Origin of the sequence: uncultured Cardiobacterium sp., from assembly GCF_938028185.1 — a bacterium.
Lineage (GTDB): Bacteria > Pseudomonadota > Gammaproteobacteria > Cardiobacteriales > Cardiobacteriaceae > Cardiobacterium.
In genome coordinates, this window is sequence record NZ_CALJAH010000143.1 from 1 (window position 1) to 16,121 (window position 16,121).

20 protein-coding genes and 1 tRNA gene are annotated in these 16,121 nt (G+C 59.1%); 10 read left to right on the plus strand and 11 right to left on the minus strand.

The genetic code is table 11. From position 1 onward, the window contains the following. The 3 genes from Q0349_RS14065 to ccoG all read right to left on the minus strand — a co-directional run. A partial coding sequence (locus tag Q0349_RS14065; RefSeq protein WP_366916272.1) for a heavy metal translocating P-type ATPase metal-binding domain-containing protein occupies positions 1-177 on the minus strand: 177 nt, incomplete at its 3' end. Further along, positions 174-656, minus strand: a complete 483-nt coding sequence (locus Q0349_RS04310; protein ID WP_298079647.1) for a FixH family protein — start codon at positions 654-656, stop codon at positions 174-176. The genes Q0349_RS14065 and Q0349_RS04310, both read right to left, overlap by 4 nt. Next, entirely contained in the window at positions 653-2,035 is a 1,383-nt protein-coding gene (gene ccoG, locus Q0349_RS04315; RefSeq protein WP_298079648.1) for a cytochrome c oxidase accessory protein CcoG, read from the minus strand. Before ccoG ends, Q0349_RS04310 begins: the two co-directional genes overlap by 4 nt. Positions 2,036-2,204: 169 nt before the next feature. Here ccoG and Q0349_RS04320 point away from each other — a divergent pair, with 169 nt between their 5' ends. Together Q0349_RS04320 and Q0349_RS04325 are read left to right on the plus strand one after the other, a co-directional pair. Beyond that, the gene (locus Q0349_RS04320; protein ID WP_298079649.1) at positions 2,205-2,339 is read left to right on the plus strand and encodes a hypothetical protein; all 135 of its coding nucleotides are present in this window, start codon (positions 2,205-2,207) and stop codon (positions 2,337-2,339) included. 324 nt (positions 2,340-2,663) lie between these two features. Further along, positions 2,664-2,740 (plus strand) — tRNA-Arg (locus Q0349_RS04325). A 333-nt stretch (positions 2,741-3,073) separates the two neighbouring features. Here Q0349_RS04325 and Q0349_RS04330 read toward each other — a convergent pair. The 5 genes from Q0349_RS04330 to Q0349_RS04350 all read right to left on the minus strand — a co-directional run bounded on the left by Q0349_RS04330 (position 3,074) and on the right by Q0349_RS04350 (position 6,936). Then, positions 3,074-3,517: a nuclear transport factor 2 family protein gene (locus Q0349_RS04330; RefSeq protein ID WP_298079650.1), complete on the minus strand. Its 444-nt coding sequence runs from the start codon at positions 3,515-3,517 to the stop codon at positions 3,074-3,076. Between the two features lie 10 nt (positions 3,518-3,527). Then, positions 3,528-4,184, minus strand: coding sequence for an NAD(P)H-binding protein (locus Q0349_RS04335; RefSeq protein WP_298079651.1), 657 nt, complete (start codon positions 4,182-4,184; stop codon positions 3,528-3,530). A 29-nt stretch (positions 4,185-4,213) separates the two neighbouring features. Then, positions 4,214-4,870 carry an NAD(P)H-binding protein gene (locus tag Q0349_RS04340; protein WP_298079652.1) on the minus strand — a complete coding sequence of 219 codons (657 nt, stop codon included), beginning with the start codon at positions 4,868-4,870 and terminating at the stop codon, positions 4,214-4,216. A gap of 330 nt (positions 4,871-5,200) precedes the next feature. Continuing rightward, on the minus strand, positions 5,201-5,743 hold the full coding sequence (locus Q0349_RS04345) for a DUF4276 family protein (protein WP_298079653.1): 543 nt from the start codon (positions 5,741-5,743) through the stop codon (positions 5,201-5,203). Next, the gene (locus Q0349_RS04350; RefSeq protein WP_298079654.1) at positions 5,743-6,936 is read right to left on the minus strand and encodes an AAA family ATPase; all 1,194 of its coding nucleotides are present in this window, start codon (positions 6,934-6,936) and stop codon (positions 5,743-5,745) included. The genes Q0349_RS04345 and Q0349_RS04350 overlap by 1 nt, the downstream gene beginning before the upstream one ends. Positions 6,937-7,262: 326 nt before the next feature. Between Q0349_RS04350 and Q0349_RS04355 the strand changes: the two genes are divergently transcribed. From Q0349_RS04355 to Q0349_RS04365, 3 genes are all read left to right on the plus strand, one after another. Next, positions 7,263-7,424, plus strand: coding sequence for a hypothetical protein (locus Q0349_RS04355; protein WP_298079655.1), 162 nt, complete (start codon positions 7,263-7,265; stop codon positions 7,422-7,424). 57 nt (positions 7,425-7,481) lie between these two features. Further along, on the plus strand, positions 7,482-9,791 hold the full coding sequence (locus Q0349_RS04360) for a nitric-oxide reductase large subunit (RefSeq protein ID WP_298079656.1): 2,310 nt from the start codon (positions 7,482-7,484) through the stop codon (positions 9,789-9,791). Positions 9,792-9,861: 70 nt separating this feature from the next. Next, positions 9,862-10,221 carry a DUF488 family protein gene (locus Q0349_RS04365; protein WP_366916273.1) on the plus strand — a complete coding sequence of 120 codons (360 nt, stop codon included), beginning with the start codon at positions 9,862-9,864 and terminating at the stop codon, positions 10,219-10,221. Between the two features lie 82 nt (positions 10,222-10,303). Here the strand turns inward: Q0349_RS04365 and rplI are convergent, their stop codons facing one another. Genes rplI through rpsF form a run of 3 tightly spaced genes read right to left on the minus strand, consistent with a single transcriptional unit; the run spans position 10,304 to position 11,311 of the window. Beyond that, positions 10,304-10,753, minus strand: a complete 450-nt coding sequence (gene rplI / locus Q0349_RS04370; protein ID WP_298079658.1) for a 50S ribosomal protein L9 — start codon at positions 10,751-10,753, stop codon at positions 10,304-10,306. A gap of 9 nt (positions 10,754-10,762) precedes the next feature. Further along, the gene (gene rpsR / locus Q0349_RS04375) at positions 10,763-10,975 is read right to left on the minus strand and encodes a 30S ribosomal protein S18 (RefSeq protein WP_298079659.1); all 213 of its coding nucleotides are present in this window, start codon (positions 10,973-10,975) and stop codon (positions 10,763-10,765) included. A 3-nt stretch (positions 10,976-10,978) separates the two neighbouring features. Then, positions 10,979-11,311, minus strand: a complete 333-nt coding sequence (gene rpsF, locus Q0349_RS04380) for a 30S ribosomal protein S6 (RefSeq protein WP_298079660.1) — start codon at positions 11,309-11,311, stop codon at positions 10,979-10,981. 158 nt (positions 11,312-11,469) lie between these two features. Here rpsF and Q0349_RS04385 point away from each other — a divergent pair, with 158 nt between their 5' ends. The 5 genes from Q0349_RS04385 to Q0349_RS04405 are packed head-to-tail and all read left to right on the plus strand — an operon-like array spanning position 11,470 to position 15,835. Then, positions 11,470-12,528, plus strand: a complete 1,059-nt coding sequence (locus Q0349_RS04385; protein WP_298079661.1) for an HRDC domain-containing protein — start codon at positions 11,470-11,472, stop codon at positions 12,526-12,528. Between the two features lie 18 nt (positions 12,529-12,546). Beyond that, positions 12,547-13,335 carry a Cof-type HAD-IIB family hydrolase gene (locus tag Q0349_RS04390; protein ID WP_298079662.1) on the plus strand — a complete coding sequence of 263 codons (789 nt, stop codon included), beginning with the start codon at positions 12,547-12,549 and terminating at the stop codon, positions 13,333-13,335. A 24-nt stretch (positions 13,336-13,359) separates the two neighbouring features. Beyond that, the gene (locus tag Q0349_RS04395) at positions 13,360-13,734 is read left to right on the plus strand and encodes a hypothetical protein (RefSeq protein ID WP_298079663.1); all 375 of its coding nucleotides are present in this window, start codon (positions 13,360-13,362) and stop codon (positions 13,732-13,734) included. Then, the gene (locus Q0349_RS04400; protein WP_298079664.1) at positions 13,679-14,701 is read left to right on the plus strand and encodes a DUF1176 domain-containing protein; all 1,023 of its coding nucleotides are present in this window, start codon (positions 13,679-13,681) and stop codon (positions 14,699-14,701) included. The genes Q0349_RS04395 and Q0349_RS04400 overlap by 56 nt, the downstream gene beginning before the upstream one ends. A gap of 18 nt (positions 14,702-14,719) precedes the next feature. After that, positions 14,720-15,835, plus strand: a complete 1,116-nt coding sequence (locus Q0349_RS04405; protein ID WP_298079665.1) for a hypothetical protein — start codon at positions 14,720-14,722, stop codon at positions 15,833-15,835. Positions 15,836-16,121 lie beyond the last annotated feature (286 nt).

The window sequence follows — 16,121 nt, forward strand, 5'->3', positions numbered from 1 at the left end:
GGGGTGGGCGGGGCGCGGCGCGGGGCGGTCGCGGACTTGGTAGTACTGGTCGAGGTGGTGCGCGTTGATGATGTGGGCGACGGCCTGGCAGGCGTGGCAGCAGTAGTGGTGGCCGTGGTCGTCGCTGATGTTGATGCCCGCCGGAATGGGCTGCTGGCAGTGGTAGCAGGCGCTCATGGGTTGGCAAGCGGGATGGTGGCGGGCGGGGACGGTTCGCCGCGTTTGGGATGCGGGTATTTGCCCTTGATTTTCCAGGTTTTGTCAGCGGGGGCGAGGCTGAGGTACCAGGTGGCGGTTGGCAGGGTTTGTTGGACGGCGGCGGGTAGCGGGTAGTGGTTCGGCGCGTCCGCCTGCAGGGTGTGCGTCTGGTCAAGGGCGGCTTTGCTCGCGTGTTGCAGGGTGAGGGTGAGTGGCTCGATGCTGGGCGGGTCGCGTTGTAGGGTGATGGCGCCGTCGGCAAGCGTCGCGGTGATGGTGGTGCGGCCTTCGTGGCGTTTTTGCGGCGACAGGCCGGTTTTGCTGTAGTCCTCCAGCACCGGTGCTTCTTTGCTGCTGACGGCGAGGTAGATGGTGTACATACTGCCGCAGACGGTGGCGAGCGGGATGAGGATGATGAGCAGCAGGATGTGGTTTTTGTACCAAGGGATGGGGTTCATTTGGTCGGACCGAGGAATTTGCTGGTTTGGCGGTGCGCGTCCGCAGGGTTGTCCTGCGGGGTGACGATGAAGTCGATGTTGGCGTTGTTGTCAGTAAGGGAGGCGCGCGGGATGTTGACGCGCAGTACGGTCTCGTAAACGGCGCCGGGCTCAACGCTGAAGCGGGTTTTGCCGTCGATTGCCGCGCCTTCTGCGCCTTCGATGCCGAGGGTGTATTGGCGCGGGTTTTCGGTTTTGTTGAGGATTTTGATGGTGTAGATGTTCTGGATGCGGCCACCGCTGATTTTGCGCGCGAGCACGTTGCGGTCGCGCAGGATGTTGACGTCCAAATCGCCTTTGCCCGCGATGGAGAGGATAAAGAGGCTGAAGGCGGCGATGAGTACCGCGCCATAGGCAAAGGTTTTCGGGCGCAGCAGTTTGGTTTTTTTGCCGGCGAGGCGGTTGGTCGAGGTGTAGCGGATGAGGCCGCGCGGCGCCTTGATTTGGTCCATCATGTTGTCGCAGGCGTCAATGCAGGCGGCGCAGGCGATACATTCCAGTTGCAGGCCGTCGCGGATGTCGATGCCGGTCGGGCAGACCTGCACGCACATGGTGCAATCGACGCAGAAACCGAGCGCGTCCGGGTTGTCGCGGTCCTGTTTCTTCAAGCGGCGGCGCGGTTCGCCACGATGCGGGTCGTAGGCGATGATGAGCGTGTCCTGGTCGAACATCGCCCCCTGAAAACGGGCGTAGGGGCAGACGTATTTGCAGAACTGCTCACGCACGATGCCCGCTTGCAGGTAGCAGAAGCTGCCGTAGAGCGCGACCCAGAGATAGGTGTCAATGCCCGCGTGCAGGGTGAAGAAATCGGGGATGAGTTGGCGGATGGGGACGAAGTAGCCAACGAAGCCGATGCCCGCGCTCAGGGCGACGGCGACCCACAGCGAATATTTCAGCACGCGCTTGCGCCCCTTCTCGCCACGCCACGGCTTGCGCGCGAGCTTGAGCTGTTCGGAGCGGTTGCCTTCGATTTTCTGCTCAATCCAGAGGAACACTTCGGTGTAAACGGTGTGCGGGCAGGCATAACCGCACCAGACGCGCCCCAGCAAGGCGGTGGCAAAAAAGAGCAGCAGCGCGAGACCGAGCAAGATGAAGGTCAGCAGGATGAAGTCCTGCGGCCAGATGTTGAGGCCGAAGATATAAAAGCGGCGGTGCGGCAGATCGAAAAAAATCGCCTGACGTCCATTCCATTGGAGGAAGGGCAGGAAATGGAAGATGCCGAGCAGCACCAACAGCGCGGTTTTGCGCAGGTTGGCGAAGCGTCCCTTGACCGGGCGCGGCCGGATTTTGACGTGCTTCTCGTAGAGCGTTTCGGGTTGCGATGGGGAGAGGGTTGCCATGATGATTCCTTGCAGCGCCGGGGTGCCGGATTTTGTTATGAATTATGGATTGCCGGGCGAGCCGGCGCGCGCAATTATAACGACAGACACGCGCGTTAATCTTGGAAGTTAAACGGATTTTTCCAAAATGGCCGATTGGAATAATTGCAAAGCCGCCACGGAGACAAAGATGGGCAGCGTGATTACATTAACGTCAGTTAATGACTATTTGCGGCAACTGCCCCGCACGCAGAAAAAACCGCGACAGCAGGCGATTTTCGTATTTTTACAACAAAAACAGCTTGCAAGCCGCAAAATGCCCTGATGCACCAAAAATGCCGCCGTTGTCGCACGCAAGGCGGACTGGCGGCGGCAATCTGCACGAAACAGAACATTACCTTTTATTTTTATAGACAATTTCCGCGTTGGCACCCGTAAAGCTAAGTTCATGACGTGAAGGTAAGCTTAGGATTAGCGCTCATTCTTTGGTCGAGAATGTTACCTCCACGACCTTGTGCAGGAGGCATTGCGAGGAAGGGGCATGATGCCTGAATGTGTGAGTTATTCCCCCCTGTTTCGGCAGGGGGATTTTTTTGCGTGCAAAAAACCTTTGCCCGTGCCGGGGCTTCCAGTACAATGCGCCGCCACACCGCCCGTAGCTCAGCTGGATAGAGCGTTGCCCTCCGGAGGCAAAGGTCAGGGGTTCAAATCCCTTCGGGCGGGCCATTTATTCCTGAAACCCCGTTATGCTTTGCATAACGGGGTTTTTATATGGGGAAGTGGTCGTCGCAAATCATATAGCCATCCACCGAAAGCCTCATACTGTGTTGCGCCGCTTCGCCGTACAACCGCGTACTGTCTTCAGCGGCGCGCCTTGTCTGAAACTTTCGGTGGATGGCCATAGTTTTGAAAAGCGGACAGGGAAGACTACCGCATGGACTGCAATTTTACGGACGCTGCCCGCTCACGAATGCCAGGCGTCCTGCGGTGACAGGGACGAATTTTCCATAACGGCGCAAAAAAAATCCCGCATCAGGCGGGATTTTTTGTGAGCGGCGGTCAGAACATGGAATGGCCGCTTTCGGTTTTTTCCGGCACGGGCTGGGTGACGTCCCAGTGCTCAACGATTTTGCCGTTGTCGTCGAGGCGGAAGATGTCAATCACCGCTTCGCCGCGCTCGTCCGGGGTGTTCTGGCTGTGGACGTGGACGACAACGAGGTCGCCTTCCGCCACGACGCGCTTGATGTCGGCGTGCGATTGCGGGTTTTGCTTGAGGAAGGGACCGAAGGAATCAATAAACGCCTTGCCGCCGTCGGCCACGCCCGGATTGTGCTGGATGTAGGGCTCGGCGACGTATTTTTCGACCGCCTCGTCCAGCTTGTGCTGGTTGAAGGCGAGTTCGTAGAAAGCGATGACGTTTTCCTTGTTGCGCGCGAGGTTGTCGCTGGCGGCAAATGCCAGCGGTGCGGCGGCGAAAAGCGAGGAGAGGAGAATTTTTTTCAAGTTTGTTCCTTTAGATTGCGGCTATGGTGAAAATTTTGTGCAGATGCGCCTTTTGCTCAGCATCGTCGGCGATGGCAACCGCAATATCGGCGCGGCTGATGTTCGCAGGTTTGTCGCCGTCCATGAGCAGCGTTTCATCGCCGAGGCGGTAGCGACCCATGCGCGGCAGGGCGGCGCTGTTTTCCGGCGAGAAGCACGCGGGCGGACAAATCATCGCCCAGTTGAGGCCGTCCGCCGCGAGCAGGTCGTGCAGCAGATCGCGTTCTGCCTTGCCGACGTCGAGGATTTCCTGCGGGAACTGCGGCGTATCAATCAGGCGCACGCCGGGGGCAACGTAGAGGTTGCCCGCGCCGCCGACCACCAGCAAATACGGCACGTCTGCGCTTTGGGCGGCGGCCAGAATGGCGGCGTAACCGCGGCGAAAATCGGCAATGAGGTTCGGATTCGTCCAGCCGCCATTGAAAGCGCTGATGACTGCATCAAAACCGGCGAGTCGCGCGGCAAAGTCGGCGTCATTAACGTCAGTGGCAACGGCAAGCACGTTCGACGCGCTGAATATATTGGCGGCGTTGCGGGCGAAGGCGGTGACGTCGTGGCCACGCATGGCAAGTTCACGCACGACGGCGTCGCCAACGAAGCCGCTTGCGCCAATTACGGCAATTTTCATGGGAAACTCCCTTTAGAGATTTGGAAAAATCAGACACTCGCTACGGTAAAGCGCTGATGCAGGTGTGCTTTTTGCGCGACATCATCAGCGATGGCAATGGCGAGGTCGGCGACGCTGATGCCTGCCGGGGCGTCGCCGTTCATCAGCGCGTCGTCCCCGCCGAGGCGGTATTTGCCGGTGCGGTCTTCGCTGTGGCCGCCGTCGGCGCCGAGGCAAATCGGCGGCGAGATGAACGCCCAGTTGGGGTCATTCCGGCCGCGCAGTTCAGTCAAAAGCTCACGCGCGGCGTTGGCACCGTCGTAGATTTCTTTGGGGAAATCCGGGGTGTCAATAACTTGCACGCCGGGGGCGATGTAGAGGCTGCCCGCACCGCCGACAATGAGCAGGTACGGCACGCCCGCACTTTTGGCGGCGGCGAGGATGGCGGCGTAGCCGTCGCGGAAATCGCGGCCAATGTTCGGATTGGTCCAGCCGGGGTTGAAGGCGCTAACGACGGCATCAAATCCGGCGAGCTGCTCGACAAAACCGGCGGCGGTGACATCGGCGGCGACGGCGCGCACGTTTGGCGCAGCGAAGACTTTACCGGTATTGCGGGCGAAGGCGGTGACGTCGTGACCGCGCGCGGCGAGCTCCTGGACGACGGCGTTGCCGACATAACCGGTAGCGCCGATAACTGCGAATTTCATGGGGTTCTCCTGGGGTTTGTGAAGGAGCGCTTATTGTATTCGCACCAACAAGCGGGGAGAATCGCCGTTTTCTGAAGTGATTGTGAAGGAGCGCTAAAAAATTACTATCGCGCCGGATACAAAAAAATCGGGGATTCACCTGGCTTGTCGCACCATACGCCTTCAATCAAATTCAGTACTTTCAATGCTTTAATGCTCCATTCCTATGCACAGACACGGCTTTCAATTTCCTACATCAGATTAGATGCGGTGATGGTAATAACGGCTGTCTCCCGGATTAATGCGATTTTCTCAGCATCCTCTTGCTCGGCAACACATTCTACCCGTTGATTAAAGTAGATTTTGAATACCTTGAATTAATACATTAAAACTTTGCGACATATTTCTCCGTTGCATCAATAGTGGAGCGATGGCACGCGAACCAGCAATTTCCTGATATTCTGGCACCAGCTTCTTTAATTCCTGTTTAGCATTGTTCAGCTTGTCTGGCTGGCGGAATTTCTTTCCCTGTTGTTGCGCGTGGAGGTTTCTGCCAAAAGCACGGCTAACCGCAGCCAGGTTGCCCAAATAAAATGTTTCCAACTCATGACAGGCAATGCGTACCAGCGTATTGGGTTTGCCTGCCAGGTGGCAAATGGACTGCAAATTTGCCTTGATGCGGTAACAACCGCCAGAATCCTGATCGCGCAAAACCACAAAGCGGATATTTTCCGTATGCTGCCAGCCACGCAACTTACGCCCCAATTGTTTTTCCAAATCCTGCTTGCCTTCAAAAACGACAAACTGCCATTCATGCCCTGCGGCAATTACTGGCAGAATCCCTTGCAGCATTTCTTTTGCCGATGGTTCTTCGAGAAAAAATACCAGCTTCATTACGGATTGGCTCCACCAAAAAAACCCTGCTTCCACAAATAGCCCATTTGGTCGCCTTCGCCGATAAAAGCGGCAATCTGCGAATCGTCGCGGGCGCGGTGAATGGTGGTATGTCCTTTTTCTTTGACCAGCCAAAAAACTTCATCCAATTGGGCAGCATTCAAAAAATCGGGGGAATGGCTGGAAACGAATACCTGTCCGCCGCGATCGGCATAGGCGCGAAATTCCTCTGCCAATTCCCACAGTAGCGTGGGATAAAGCTGGTTTTCCGGCTCTTCCACGCACAAGAGCGGGTGCGGATGCGGGTCATACAGCAAAATCAAATAGGCAAACATTTTAATGGTGCCATCGGAAACATAGCGGTCAATAAAAGGATCTTTGAAACTCTGGTCGCGGAAACCGAGCAACAAGCGGCCATCCGGCGACTGAATGGTTTCCACATCGCCAATACCAGGAACACGGTGCTTCATGGCGGTAACAATGCGCTGAAAGACTTTCGGCTCATTTTCATAAATATGCTGCGCTACCAATTGCAGATTTTCGCCTGATACCGACAAATGCTCATATTCTCCCGCAGCATCCTTGCTGCCGCGTGCCAGATTGATATGAAAGTCGGAAACATGCCAGTTTTCAATGAGTTGGCGGAAGGCACTAGCTGCCTTGAAACGGGAAAATTGCCCCAGCCCCTTGATGGCCAAAACATCCGGCTCGATTTCCTGATATTCGCGCGTCAGCTCTTCCTCTTCCTTGCTGAAATCTTCTTCATTGATGATAGCATAACCCTGACCATTTTCAAAATTGAGGAAATTGTAGGGCGAGCCATGCCGTCCGCGTTTATAACGCAGTTTTTCCCGCCGTACGACCGGTTTTTTGTTTTTATTTTGGCCAATATGAATTTCATAAGTTACCAGGCGATTGACACCGCCAATATCCATGCGGAACTGAATCTCCAGCGCGATATGGTCTTTTTCGATATTGGCTCCCCGGCTTAACACTTCACGAAAACCGCCGCGCCGTTGCAGCGCACTGCTGACATTGAAAGTCAGGCAATCGCGGAGGAAACCGAAAATATCGAACAGGGTCGATTTGCCGGAGCCATTTGCGCCAACGACCACGCAAAATGGCGGAATATCGGTCATTTCTGCCTCGCGGAAGGCTTTGAAATTATGGATACGAATGGTCTCAATACGCATGGTTTGCTCCTCTGTCATTTATTCCGTGCGGATTTTACAACGGCGGCACGGTTATGGACGGGGCTTGTGTATTTTGTGATTCGCTGCGGGGTTATAACGATACTCACGTCGCACCCACCAGCGGTGACGCCCGCGTGGATACGCACCGATTTCGGGCTTTAGAGCCTGTTCAAAATCCCATGGCGAGCGCGATGAGCGCGGGATTGAGCGTGCTGCGGCGTTGCAAAACTTGGCAAGGTAGTCCTCATTGCCTACGTTTTGCGCCTTGCATCCCGTACCAACCCACCTCGCCCCTAGAATCTTGGACAGGCTCTTAGGCGGCATGGATGACTTCAAGCGGCAAGGCGATTTCAAGCTGGACACTCGCCATCACGCTCGGCGCCAAGGTACTGCCCAACCTGATGCAGGCGAATGCCTTCGGCATGGGAAATCCCAAGCCCGTTAACTATCCTGACCTTTATCAAGGTAGCCGCCTTGCCGTTTTGTAAAAATGCCGCGCGTTGCGACAACCGTCGCCGCATTACTGTTCCTGGAGGCAATAAAATATGAAAGATTACAAACGACTATGGGCGATACTCGGTCTGATTATGATCGGTTCGTTCTTCATCCTCGGCTATTTCGGCAAGGAGGTTTACAACGAAAAACCGCCTGTGCCCGCCGCCTTTGTCGATGAAAACGGGCAAACGCTCTACACCAAAGATGACATCATGGCGGGGCAGTCCGCCTGGCAATCTATCGGCGGGATGTCCGTCGGTACGGTCTGGGGGCACGGCGCCTATCAGGCGCCTGACTGGACTGCCGACTGGATTCACCGCGAGGTGCTTGGCTGGCTTGATCAGCAGGCGCAGCGTGAATATGGCAAGAACTATGCCGAGCTGAGTCCGCGCGACCAGGCCACGCTCAATTACGACGCGCAGCAGGCGTTCCGCAAGAACACTTACGACCCGGCAACCGACAAGGTGACGCTCTCTGCCGACCGCGTCCGCTCCATTGAAGCCGTCGCCGCCTATTACGACAAGCTGTTCGGCGCCGACCCGGAGATGCACAAGCTGCGTGAAGCCTATGCGATGAAGGAAGACACCCTGCCCAGCGCGGAGAAACGCGCCAAGCTCAACGCTTTCTTCTTCTGGTCCGCCTGGGCGGCATCCACCAACCGCCCGAATCTGGACGTCACCTACACCAACAACTGGCCGCATGAGCCGCTGATTGGCAACCAGCCGTCTGCGGAAAACGTCATCTGGTCCATCACTTCCGTCGTCACCCTGATTTTCGGCATCGGTTCGGTCATCTGGATTTGGGCGTTCTTCACCCGCCACGAACATGAAGAAATCGCCGTTCCGGCGCAAGACCCGCTCACTCTGGTCAAACTCACCCCGTCGCAAAAGGCGCTGGGCAAATATTTGCTCATCGTCGCGGCGCTGTTCTTCGTCCAGGTCATGCTCGGCGGCTTCACCGCACACTACACTGTGGAAGGCCAGGATTTTTACGGCATCCCGGTCGCTGACTGGCTGCCCTACAGCCTGACCCGCACCTGGCACATCCAGTCCGCCATTTTCTGGATTGCCACCGGCTTCCTCGCCGCCGGTCTCTTCCTCGTGCCGATTATCAACGGCGGCAAGGACCCGAAATTCCAGAAACTCGGCGTGGACGTGCTCTTTTGGGCGCTGATTGTCGTCGTCGCCGGTTCCTACCTCGGCCAGTTCGTCGCGCTGAAAGGCTGGATGAACGAGAAACTGAATTTCTGGCTCGGCCACCAGGGCTATGAATTTGTGGAAATTGGCCGCCTGTGGCAGCTCGCTCTGTTCATCGGCCTCGTCTTCTGGCTCATCCTCATGCTGCGCGGCATCTGGGCGGCACTGAAGCAACCCGGCGACAAGAGCCTGCTCATCCTCTTTACCCTTTCCGCCGCCGCTATTGGCCTGTTCTACGCCCCGGCGCTGTTCTACGGCGAACACACCCACATCTCCGTCATGGAATACTGGCGCTGGTGGGTAGTACACCTCTGGGTAGAAGGCTTCTTTGAAGTATTCGCCACCTCCGCCGTCGGCTTCATCTTCTACAACCTCGGCATGGTCAGCCGTCGCGCCGCCACCACCGCCGCGCTGCTCGCCGCGATGATGTTCATGATTGGCGGCATTCCCGGCACCTTCCACCACATCTACTTCGCCGGTACCACCACACCGATTATGGCCATCGGCGCGCTGTTCTCCGCGCTGGAAGTGGTGCCGCTCGTCCTCCTCGGCTACGATGCCTTTGAAAACTGGACTATCCAGCACAAATCCGAATGGATCAAACCGATGCGCTGGCCGCTGTGCTTCTTCATCGCCGTCTCCTTCTGGAATATGCTCGGCGCGGGCGTCTTCGGCTTCCTCATCAACCCGCCGATTTCGCTCTACTACCTGCAAGGGCTGAACACCACCGCGAACCACGGCCACGCCGCCCTCTTCGGCGTCTATGGCTTCCTCGCCCTCGGTTTCACCCTGATGGTGCTGCGCTACATCCGCCCGACCCTGCAAATGAACAACAAGCTGATGTTCACCTCCTTCTGGGCGCTCAACCTCGGCCTGGCGATGATGCTCTTCACCAGCCTGCTGCCAATTGGCATCATCCAGGCGCACGCCACCATCAACGAAGGTCTGTGGTGGGCGCGCAGCGCGGAATTTGTCGAACAGAATCCGATTATCCACACCCTGCGCTGGGTGCGTACCATCGGCGACGTTGTCTTCATCATCGGTGCGGTCGCCTTCGGCCTGCAAATCCTCAAAGGATTGCTGCACAAAGAGCCGGGCGACAGCGCCCCGGCGGTGGCCAAACCGGCAGAAGCCACAACGGCGACAGCTACCCAAAACAGCTAAGCGCCACACGCCACAAAAACCCGCCGCAAGGCGGGTTTTTCTGTAAATCCATCCACGGAGCAAAGCCATGATCTTTCGCATCGCCCGCATCTATGACTACCAGCCACAGGCCGGAGAAACCGCCATCTTCCTTGACCGCCTCTACCCGCGCGGTGTCCACAAAGAACTGATGGCGCAGGTTGTCTGGCTGAAAAACCTCACCCCCTCGGCAGAGCTGCGCCGCTGGTACCACGCCGACCCGGAGCAGCGCTATGACGACTTCGCCGCCCGCTACCGCCAGGAACTGCAAGACCCGGAACACCAGGCGGCACTGGCAGAGCTGTGGCGCCTTGCCGGACAACAGCCGCATACCGTATTGCTCACCGCAGTCAAACACCCCGAACACTCACATCTCGCGGTGCTGCTCAATTACCTGCACGAAAGCGGCTGAACCGCCCTGCCCCGCCGGATGGCGCGCACGAAAAAAGCCGGAAGGTGTTGCCATCTCCCGGCTTTGATGCAAAAAACTTTGCTTATTCGCCTGCGACGACGCGCACCAGCACTTCGGTGCTGATACCTGCGAAGAGGTGCAGCGACACGGTGTATTCACCGATTTCGCGGATGGTGCCGTGCGGCATCATCACTTCGCTGCGTGCCAGTTGCAGCCCTTGTTGGACGGCGGCGTTGGCGATGTCTTGCGTGCCGACGGAGCCGAACAGTTTGCCTTCGTCGCCTGCTTTGGCGAGGATGGTCAGTACCTTGCCGGCGAGCGCGGCGGCGCGGCGTTCGGCGTCTGCCAGTTTTTCCGCCTGCTGGCGTTCCAGCTCGGCGCGGCGGGCTTCAAAGCGCTCGATGTTCGCCTTGGTGGCTTCGGTCGCCTTGCCTTGCGGGATGAGGAAGTTGCGGGCATAGCCGGCCTTGACTTCAACGCGGTCGCCGAGGTCGCCGAGGTGGGTGACTTTTTCCAGAAGAATAACGTTCATGAATCCCCCTTAGTGCTGGTCAGAGTACGGCAGGAGTGCCAGGAAACGCGCACGCTTGATGGCAGTTGCCAACTGGCGCTGATAGTAGGCGTTGGTACCGGTGATGCGTGCCGGGACGATTTTGCCGGTTTCGGTCAAAAACGCCTTCAGGGTTTCAAGGTCTTTGTAGTCGATTTCTTTCACGCCTTCGGCGGTGAAACGGCAGGATCTGCGACGTGCCATGGCTTAGCCCTCCTTCTTCTTGCTGTCGGCCATCGGAGAGGCCTCGGTGATGGCTTCATCGCGACGGATGGTGAGATGACGCAGAATGGCGTCGTTGAAACGGAAGTTGTTTTCCAGCTCGGCCAGGGTAGCGGCGTCGCACTCGATATTCATCATGATGTAGTGCGCCTTGACCAGCTTTTCGATTGGATACGCCAGCACGCGGCGTCCCCAGTCTTCAAAGCGGTGCACTTTGCCTTTGGCAGCTTCCACGATGCCGCGATAACGCTCGCTCATCGCATTGACCTGTTCGCTCTGGTCCGGGTGAACCAGAAACACGATTTCATAATGTCTCATAAAGATTCCTTATGGATAAACAAAGCCGCCACTACGGCGGCAAGGAAATGCCGGCGAACCGGCAAGGGCGCGCATTATAAGGAAAAACTCCCGTCAAAACAAACTGCCACCGTCCGGGGAAAACGTGCTACCGTGCCACAAAAAACACCTTGACCTCCATGAACCACACCCCCTGGCAACACGCCACCGCAAGCACCACTTACGACCCCGCGCGCATCCTCTGCTACGACAGCGAATTTGTGCGCGAACGCAGCTACATCCCCAAACTCGCCCTGGTGCAAACCTGCCAGCCGGGCGACACCGCGCAACTGTACGACCCGCTCGACGGCGGCGTACCGTGGGCAACCCTGCTGCGCCATCCCGCGCCCATCGTGCTGCACGCCGCCACACAAGACCTGGAACTGATGCAGCTTTTTGGCGGCGGCCTGCCCGCCAGTATCCGCGACACCCAAACCGGCTTCGCCCTCTGCACACCGCAACTCGCCGTCAGCTACGCCGCGCTGGTGGAGCATTACCTCGGTATCAATCCGGACAAAAGCCAGACCCGTAGCGACTGGCTCGCCCGTCCGCTCGATGCGGCACAACTCGACTACGCCGCCGATGACGTCGGCCTGCTCGCCCGCCTCTACCCGCTGCTCGCGGCCGACTTGCAACGCCTTGACCGCCTCGGCTGGTGGGCGGAAGAAAGCGCGGCGCAACTCACCCGACAACAGCAGCCGCGCGAAGCCTGGCACTGGTACCGCCTGCAAGGCGCACCGCAACTGCGCCACGACGACAAACCCGCCGCACAAATCCTCGTCGAAGCGCGCGAACGCATCGCCGCCGCGCACGACCTGCCGCGCCGCGCCGTGATGAGCGACCGCCAGCTCATTGCCATCGCGCAAAAACGCCCAACCAGCCCGGAAGCCCTCGCCGAACACCTCGCCGCCGAGCACCCGCTCTGGCAGGAATTGCCTTTCCTCGCACAACGCTTCAGCGAAACCGAGCCGCCGCCTGCGCCGCCCGCCAGCCCGCGCCTGTCGCCCGGCAAACGGCAACAATACGAACAGCTTTGCCGCTACACCGCCGACACCGCCGCCGCGCTCAACATCCACCCGGAAATGCTCGCCCCCGCCCGCATTCTCAAGCAGTACATCGCCCGCCCCGACCCGGCCAGCCCGCTGCTGAACGGCTGGCGCGCCGCCTATTTCCGCGAAGCGCTCGGCAAACTGCTCTAAACCCCAAAGGAGAACCCCATGCCCTACCGCGCCATCTTCAGCGACATCGACGGCACCCTGCTCAACCGCGAACACCGCATGAGCGCGCGCACCCTCGCCGCCACCCGCCACGTCGTCGCCCTTGGCATCCCCTTCATCCTCGTCTCGGCGCGACCACCGCTCGCCATCACCCCGTTCACCGACGCCATCGGTGGCGCGCAGCCGCTGATTGCCTACAACGGCGCGCTCATCCTCGACGGCGAGCTGCGCGAACTGTACAGCGTGCCGCTGGATGACGCCGATTTCCGCCAACTGGAACGCGAGCTGGAGCCCCTGCCGCGTCTCTCGCTCAACTACTACCAGGGCACGCACTGGTACAGCCCCGCCCCGGACAACTTCTGGACGGCGCAAGAAGGCGAGATTACCGGCCTGCGTGCCAGTGCCAAACCCGCCGCGCCGCTCACCGCCGTGCACAAAATCCTTGTCATGGGCGATGCCGCCGACATCCTCGCGCTGGAAAACCGGCTGAAACCGGCGTACCCGCAACTGGAAATTCACCGCTCCAAAAACGAATACCTCGAAATCGTCAACCGCGCCGCCACCAAGGCGCAAGCCATCCAGTTCATGGAGCGCCGCCTGGGCGTTAGCGCCGACGAAGTCATCGCCTTTGGCGACAACTACAACGACCTCGATATGCTGCGCTACGCCGGCTACAGCGTGGCGATGGGCAACGCGCCGGAAGACATCAAGGCACAAGTGCGCCACGTCACCGCGACCAACGCCGAAGACGGGTTGGCGCAGGTGCTGGAAGCGCTCTTTCCCGCCTGACCGCCCCCAATCGCCGGAGACACCATGAACCGCCAACCGAAACACACCCTTCCCGCCCTGCTTGCCCTGCTGCTGGGTGCCTGCGCCACCTCCGCCCATTACGAAAGCGGCCTCGCGCAATGGGTCGGCAAACCGCTGGACGAACTCGTCCTCGCCTGGGGGCCACCGCAAGGCAGCTATACCCTGCGCGATGGACGCCAAGTCATCGAATACCGCGAACAACAAATCGTCCGCCGCCCCGGCTGGGGACGCACCATGCTGGGCTCGCCGCGCGTCTTCTATCTGCTGGACGAAATGGATGACGAATACAGCCTGCGCCAATGCAGCACCCGCTTCATCGCCGATGCACAAGGCATCGTGCAAAAATGGGCGTGGGACGGCAACGACTGCCGCCAATAAACACAGCACTATCATCGCCCCCGCCTTATCGCCCTGTATCCATACGGAGCCAACCATATCCCCGAAAACCCTTGTCGCCCTCACCGCCACACCCGCCCTTGCCTTGGAAGGCGACTGGGAGCTCGCCTGCGATAACAGCGGCTATTGCGCAGCCGCCGGATACCAGACACCAGCGCAGAGCGACCACCCGGTCTCCCTGCGCATCAGCCGCCCGGCAGGCGCCGACAGCAACATTGACGCCACCATCCGCTTTCAGGAAGACGACGTTCCCGCCCAACTTGAACTATGCATCGACGACAAAAAACACGGCACCCTCAACAGCCGTGACGAACAGCCCATCGCCGCAACGCAGCGCGACGCCCTCATCGCCGCCCTGCTCGCCGACAGCCACGACATCCGCTTCCACGCTGCCGACGGCAGAAACTGGCAACTCTCAGCCGCTGGCGCGCGCGCAACCCTGCAACAAATGGACACCTTCCAGCAGCGAAGCGACACCCCAAGTGCGCTGGTCGCGCCGGGCAACAGCCACGCCGCCGTACTTGCGCCCGAACCCTACCCCGTCATCAAACCCGTCATCCCGCCACAAGAGGCCGCGCGCCGCGTCGCCGCAGACGATACCGATTACCTCGTCCTGCGCGCCCGCTTTCACCCATACTACGACCCGACAGGCGCCAGCATCCAGTGCGACAAAAACAACCAAATCGCCGCCTTCACCCTCTACCCGCTGGACGACGAACACTACCTCAGCGAACGCGCCTGCTGGCAAGGACAATACAACCACGGCAACCTCTACGGCCTGATCAGCCGCGACCTGAAAACCCTGCACAAAACCTACCCGCGCGAACTCAACGACTACGACCCGGCAACCGGCGAACTCAGCGGCAGCGGCCTCTGCCGGGGCTTTACCGGCAACGCCTGGCCGATGACAACCTGGGACACTACCGAAGTCGAAGACACCAACCCATAACCCGCCCCGGAGCAGCCCATGAAACACAACACCATCCTCCTTCTCGCCCTCGCTACTGGTGCCGCCCATGCTGATGCCAGCCTGTTCAGACACCCCGTACCAGAAAAAGCCGACGACACCACCTACCGCTACATCGGCCTGCATACCACCATCATTGATGGCGATGCCAGCTTCAACTACCGCCCGGACGGCAGCGGCGAAACCATCGGCACCCTCGCTGGCGACAGCAAAGTGCGCGTCCTCCTCGCCGATCGCGAGGGCAACCACCTGGTCGCCACCGAATACGGCATCACCGGCTGGGCGCAACCGACCGTACTGTACGAAAAACACGACCCGTACCAACCCAAAAAACAGAACCCGTCGGGCAGCGAAAACTTCCCCGCTCTCAAAGAGACCCGAGACGTCCCCATCACCCGCTACAACCCGAAACTCGGCAAACCATTTGACCAATACTATAACTACCACTATGCCGACGCCGACAGCAAAACCGCCATCCCTGGCAGCGCCCCGTTAACTGGCGACGGCACGACCAACCCCAACGAGTACTCCCGCGCCTTTGCCAGCGCACTCATCCACGGCGGCAAGCACTACAACTTCGACATGACCGCCGACCCGGCGCTTCCCCCCGGCATACACCTGAGCCCGGCCAGCGACAAACAGCCGCCGCAGCGGGGCAGCCTGATAGACCTGCCTTGGCTGTTTCACCTCACCATCCCCGGCAACGGCTGCCTCTACAGCGAAGACCACACCCCGCCCCACTACTTCGTGGCGCGACAAAAATGGGTGCTGGGAGGCAGAAAAATCCGCGAAATCGCGCAGCCCTGGTACTACCTCGACCTCGCCACCACCTATCATGGCCGTGGCAGCGCAGAGCAGCCCAAAGCCGAACCGCTACCGCTCTACCGCGACATTGGCAACAGCGAAGTGGTCGCCACCATCACGCCGGAAGAAAAAATCACCGTCATCCTCGCCCGCCAGCCCGCCTGCACCACCACAGCGCCTAACGCCTGCAAAACTGCGTGGCTGCTCATCCAGAATCGCGAAGGCCAAACCGGCTGGCACAGCATCAACTTTGAAGACACCTCGGTACAACCACCGCTCATAGACGAAATCCAGCGGTTTGACAGGGAATAAACCGGCATTGTCCCGCAAGACACGGCCGAAAAACGCCATAGCGGTCGGGTGGCCACCATAGGAGCTGCCTGCAATTCGCGCCCTGGGAGAGGGGTTGGGGTGAGGGCAATAAACGTGAAAAACAACGGAATTTCAGCACATCAATAATAGTTCGTAGGTTGGGTGAGCGAGGTACGAGCGTAACCCAACAACGGAATAGATTCGGCATTCAGTTTGTTGGGTTACGCGCTGCGCGCTAACCCAACCTACAAAGCTGCCATAGGGTGCGCCTCGGCGCACCGTCCGG

Excerpts from the sequence above, each read along its gene's own strand:
- Q0349_RS04310 (WP_298079647.1), bottom strand. The coding sequence starts at position 656 with ATGAACCCCATCCCTTGGTACAAAAACCACATCCTGCTGCTCATCATC.
- ccoG (WP_298079648.1), bottom strand. The coding sequence starts at position 2,035 with ATGGCAACCCTCTCCCCATCGCAACCCGAAACGCTCTACGAGAAGCAC.
- Q0349_RS04320 (WP_298079649.1), top strand. The coding sequence starts at position 2,205 with ATGGGCAGCGTGATTACATTAACGTCAGTTAATGACTATTTGCGGCAA.
- Q0349_RS04335 (WP_298079651.1), bottom strand. The coding sequence starts at position 4,184 with ATGAAAATTGCCGTAATTGGCGCAAGCGGCTTCGTTGGCGACGCCGTC.
- Q0349_RS04340 (WP_298079652.1), bottom strand. The coding sequence starts at position 4,870 with ATGAAATTCGCAGTTATCGGCGCTACCGGTTATGTCGGCAACGCCGTC.
- Q0349_RS04345 (WP_298079653.1), bottom strand. The coding sequence starts at position 5,743 with ATGAAGCTGGTATTTTTTCTCGAAGAACCATCGGCAAAAGAAATGCTG.
- Q0349_RS04350 (WP_298079654.1), bottom strand. The coding sequence starts at position 6,936 with ATGCGTATTGAGACCATTCGTATCCATAATTTCAAAGCCTTCCGCGAG.
- Q0349_RS04355 (WP_298079655.1), top strand. The coding sequence starts at position 7,263 with ATGACTTCAAGCGGCAAGGCGATTTCAAGCTGGACACTCGCCATCACG.
- Q0349_RS04360 (WP_298079656.1), top strand. The coding sequence starts at position 7,482 with ATGAAAGATTACAAACGACTATGGGCGATACTCGGTCTGATTATGATC.
- rplI (WP_298079658.1), bottom strand. The coding sequence starts at position 10,753 with ATGAACGTTATTCTTCTGGAAAAAGTCACCCACCTCGGCGACCTCGGC.
- rpsR (WP_298079659.1), bottom strand. The coding sequence starts at position 10,975 with ATGGCACGTCGCAGATCCTGCCGTTTCACCGCCGAAGGCGTGAAAGAA.
- rpsF (WP_298079660.1), bottom strand. The coding sequence starts at position 11,311 with ATGAGACATTATGAAATCGTGTTTCTGGTTCACCCGGACCAGAGCGAA.
- Q0349_RS04385 (WP_298079661.1), top strand. The coding sequence starts at position 11,470 with ATGAACCACACCCCCTGGCAACACGCCACCGCAAGCACCACTTACGAC.
- Q0349_RS04390 (WP_298079662.1), top strand. The coding sequence starts at position 12,547 with ATGCCCTACCGCGCCATCTTCAGCGACATCGACGGCACCCTGCTCAAC.
- Q0349_RS04395 (WP_298079663.1), top strand. The coding sequence starts at position 13,360 with ATGAACCGCCAACCGAAACACACCCTTCCCGCCCTGCTTGCCCTGCTG.
- Q0349_RS04400 (WP_298079664.1), top strand. The coding sequence starts at position 13,679 with ATGCACAAGGCATCGTGCAAAAATGGGCGTGGGACGGCAACGACTGCC.
- Q0349_RS04405 (WP_298079665.1), top strand. The coding sequence starts at position 14,720 with ATGAAACACAACACCATCCTCCTTCTCGCCCTCGCTACTGGTGCCGCC.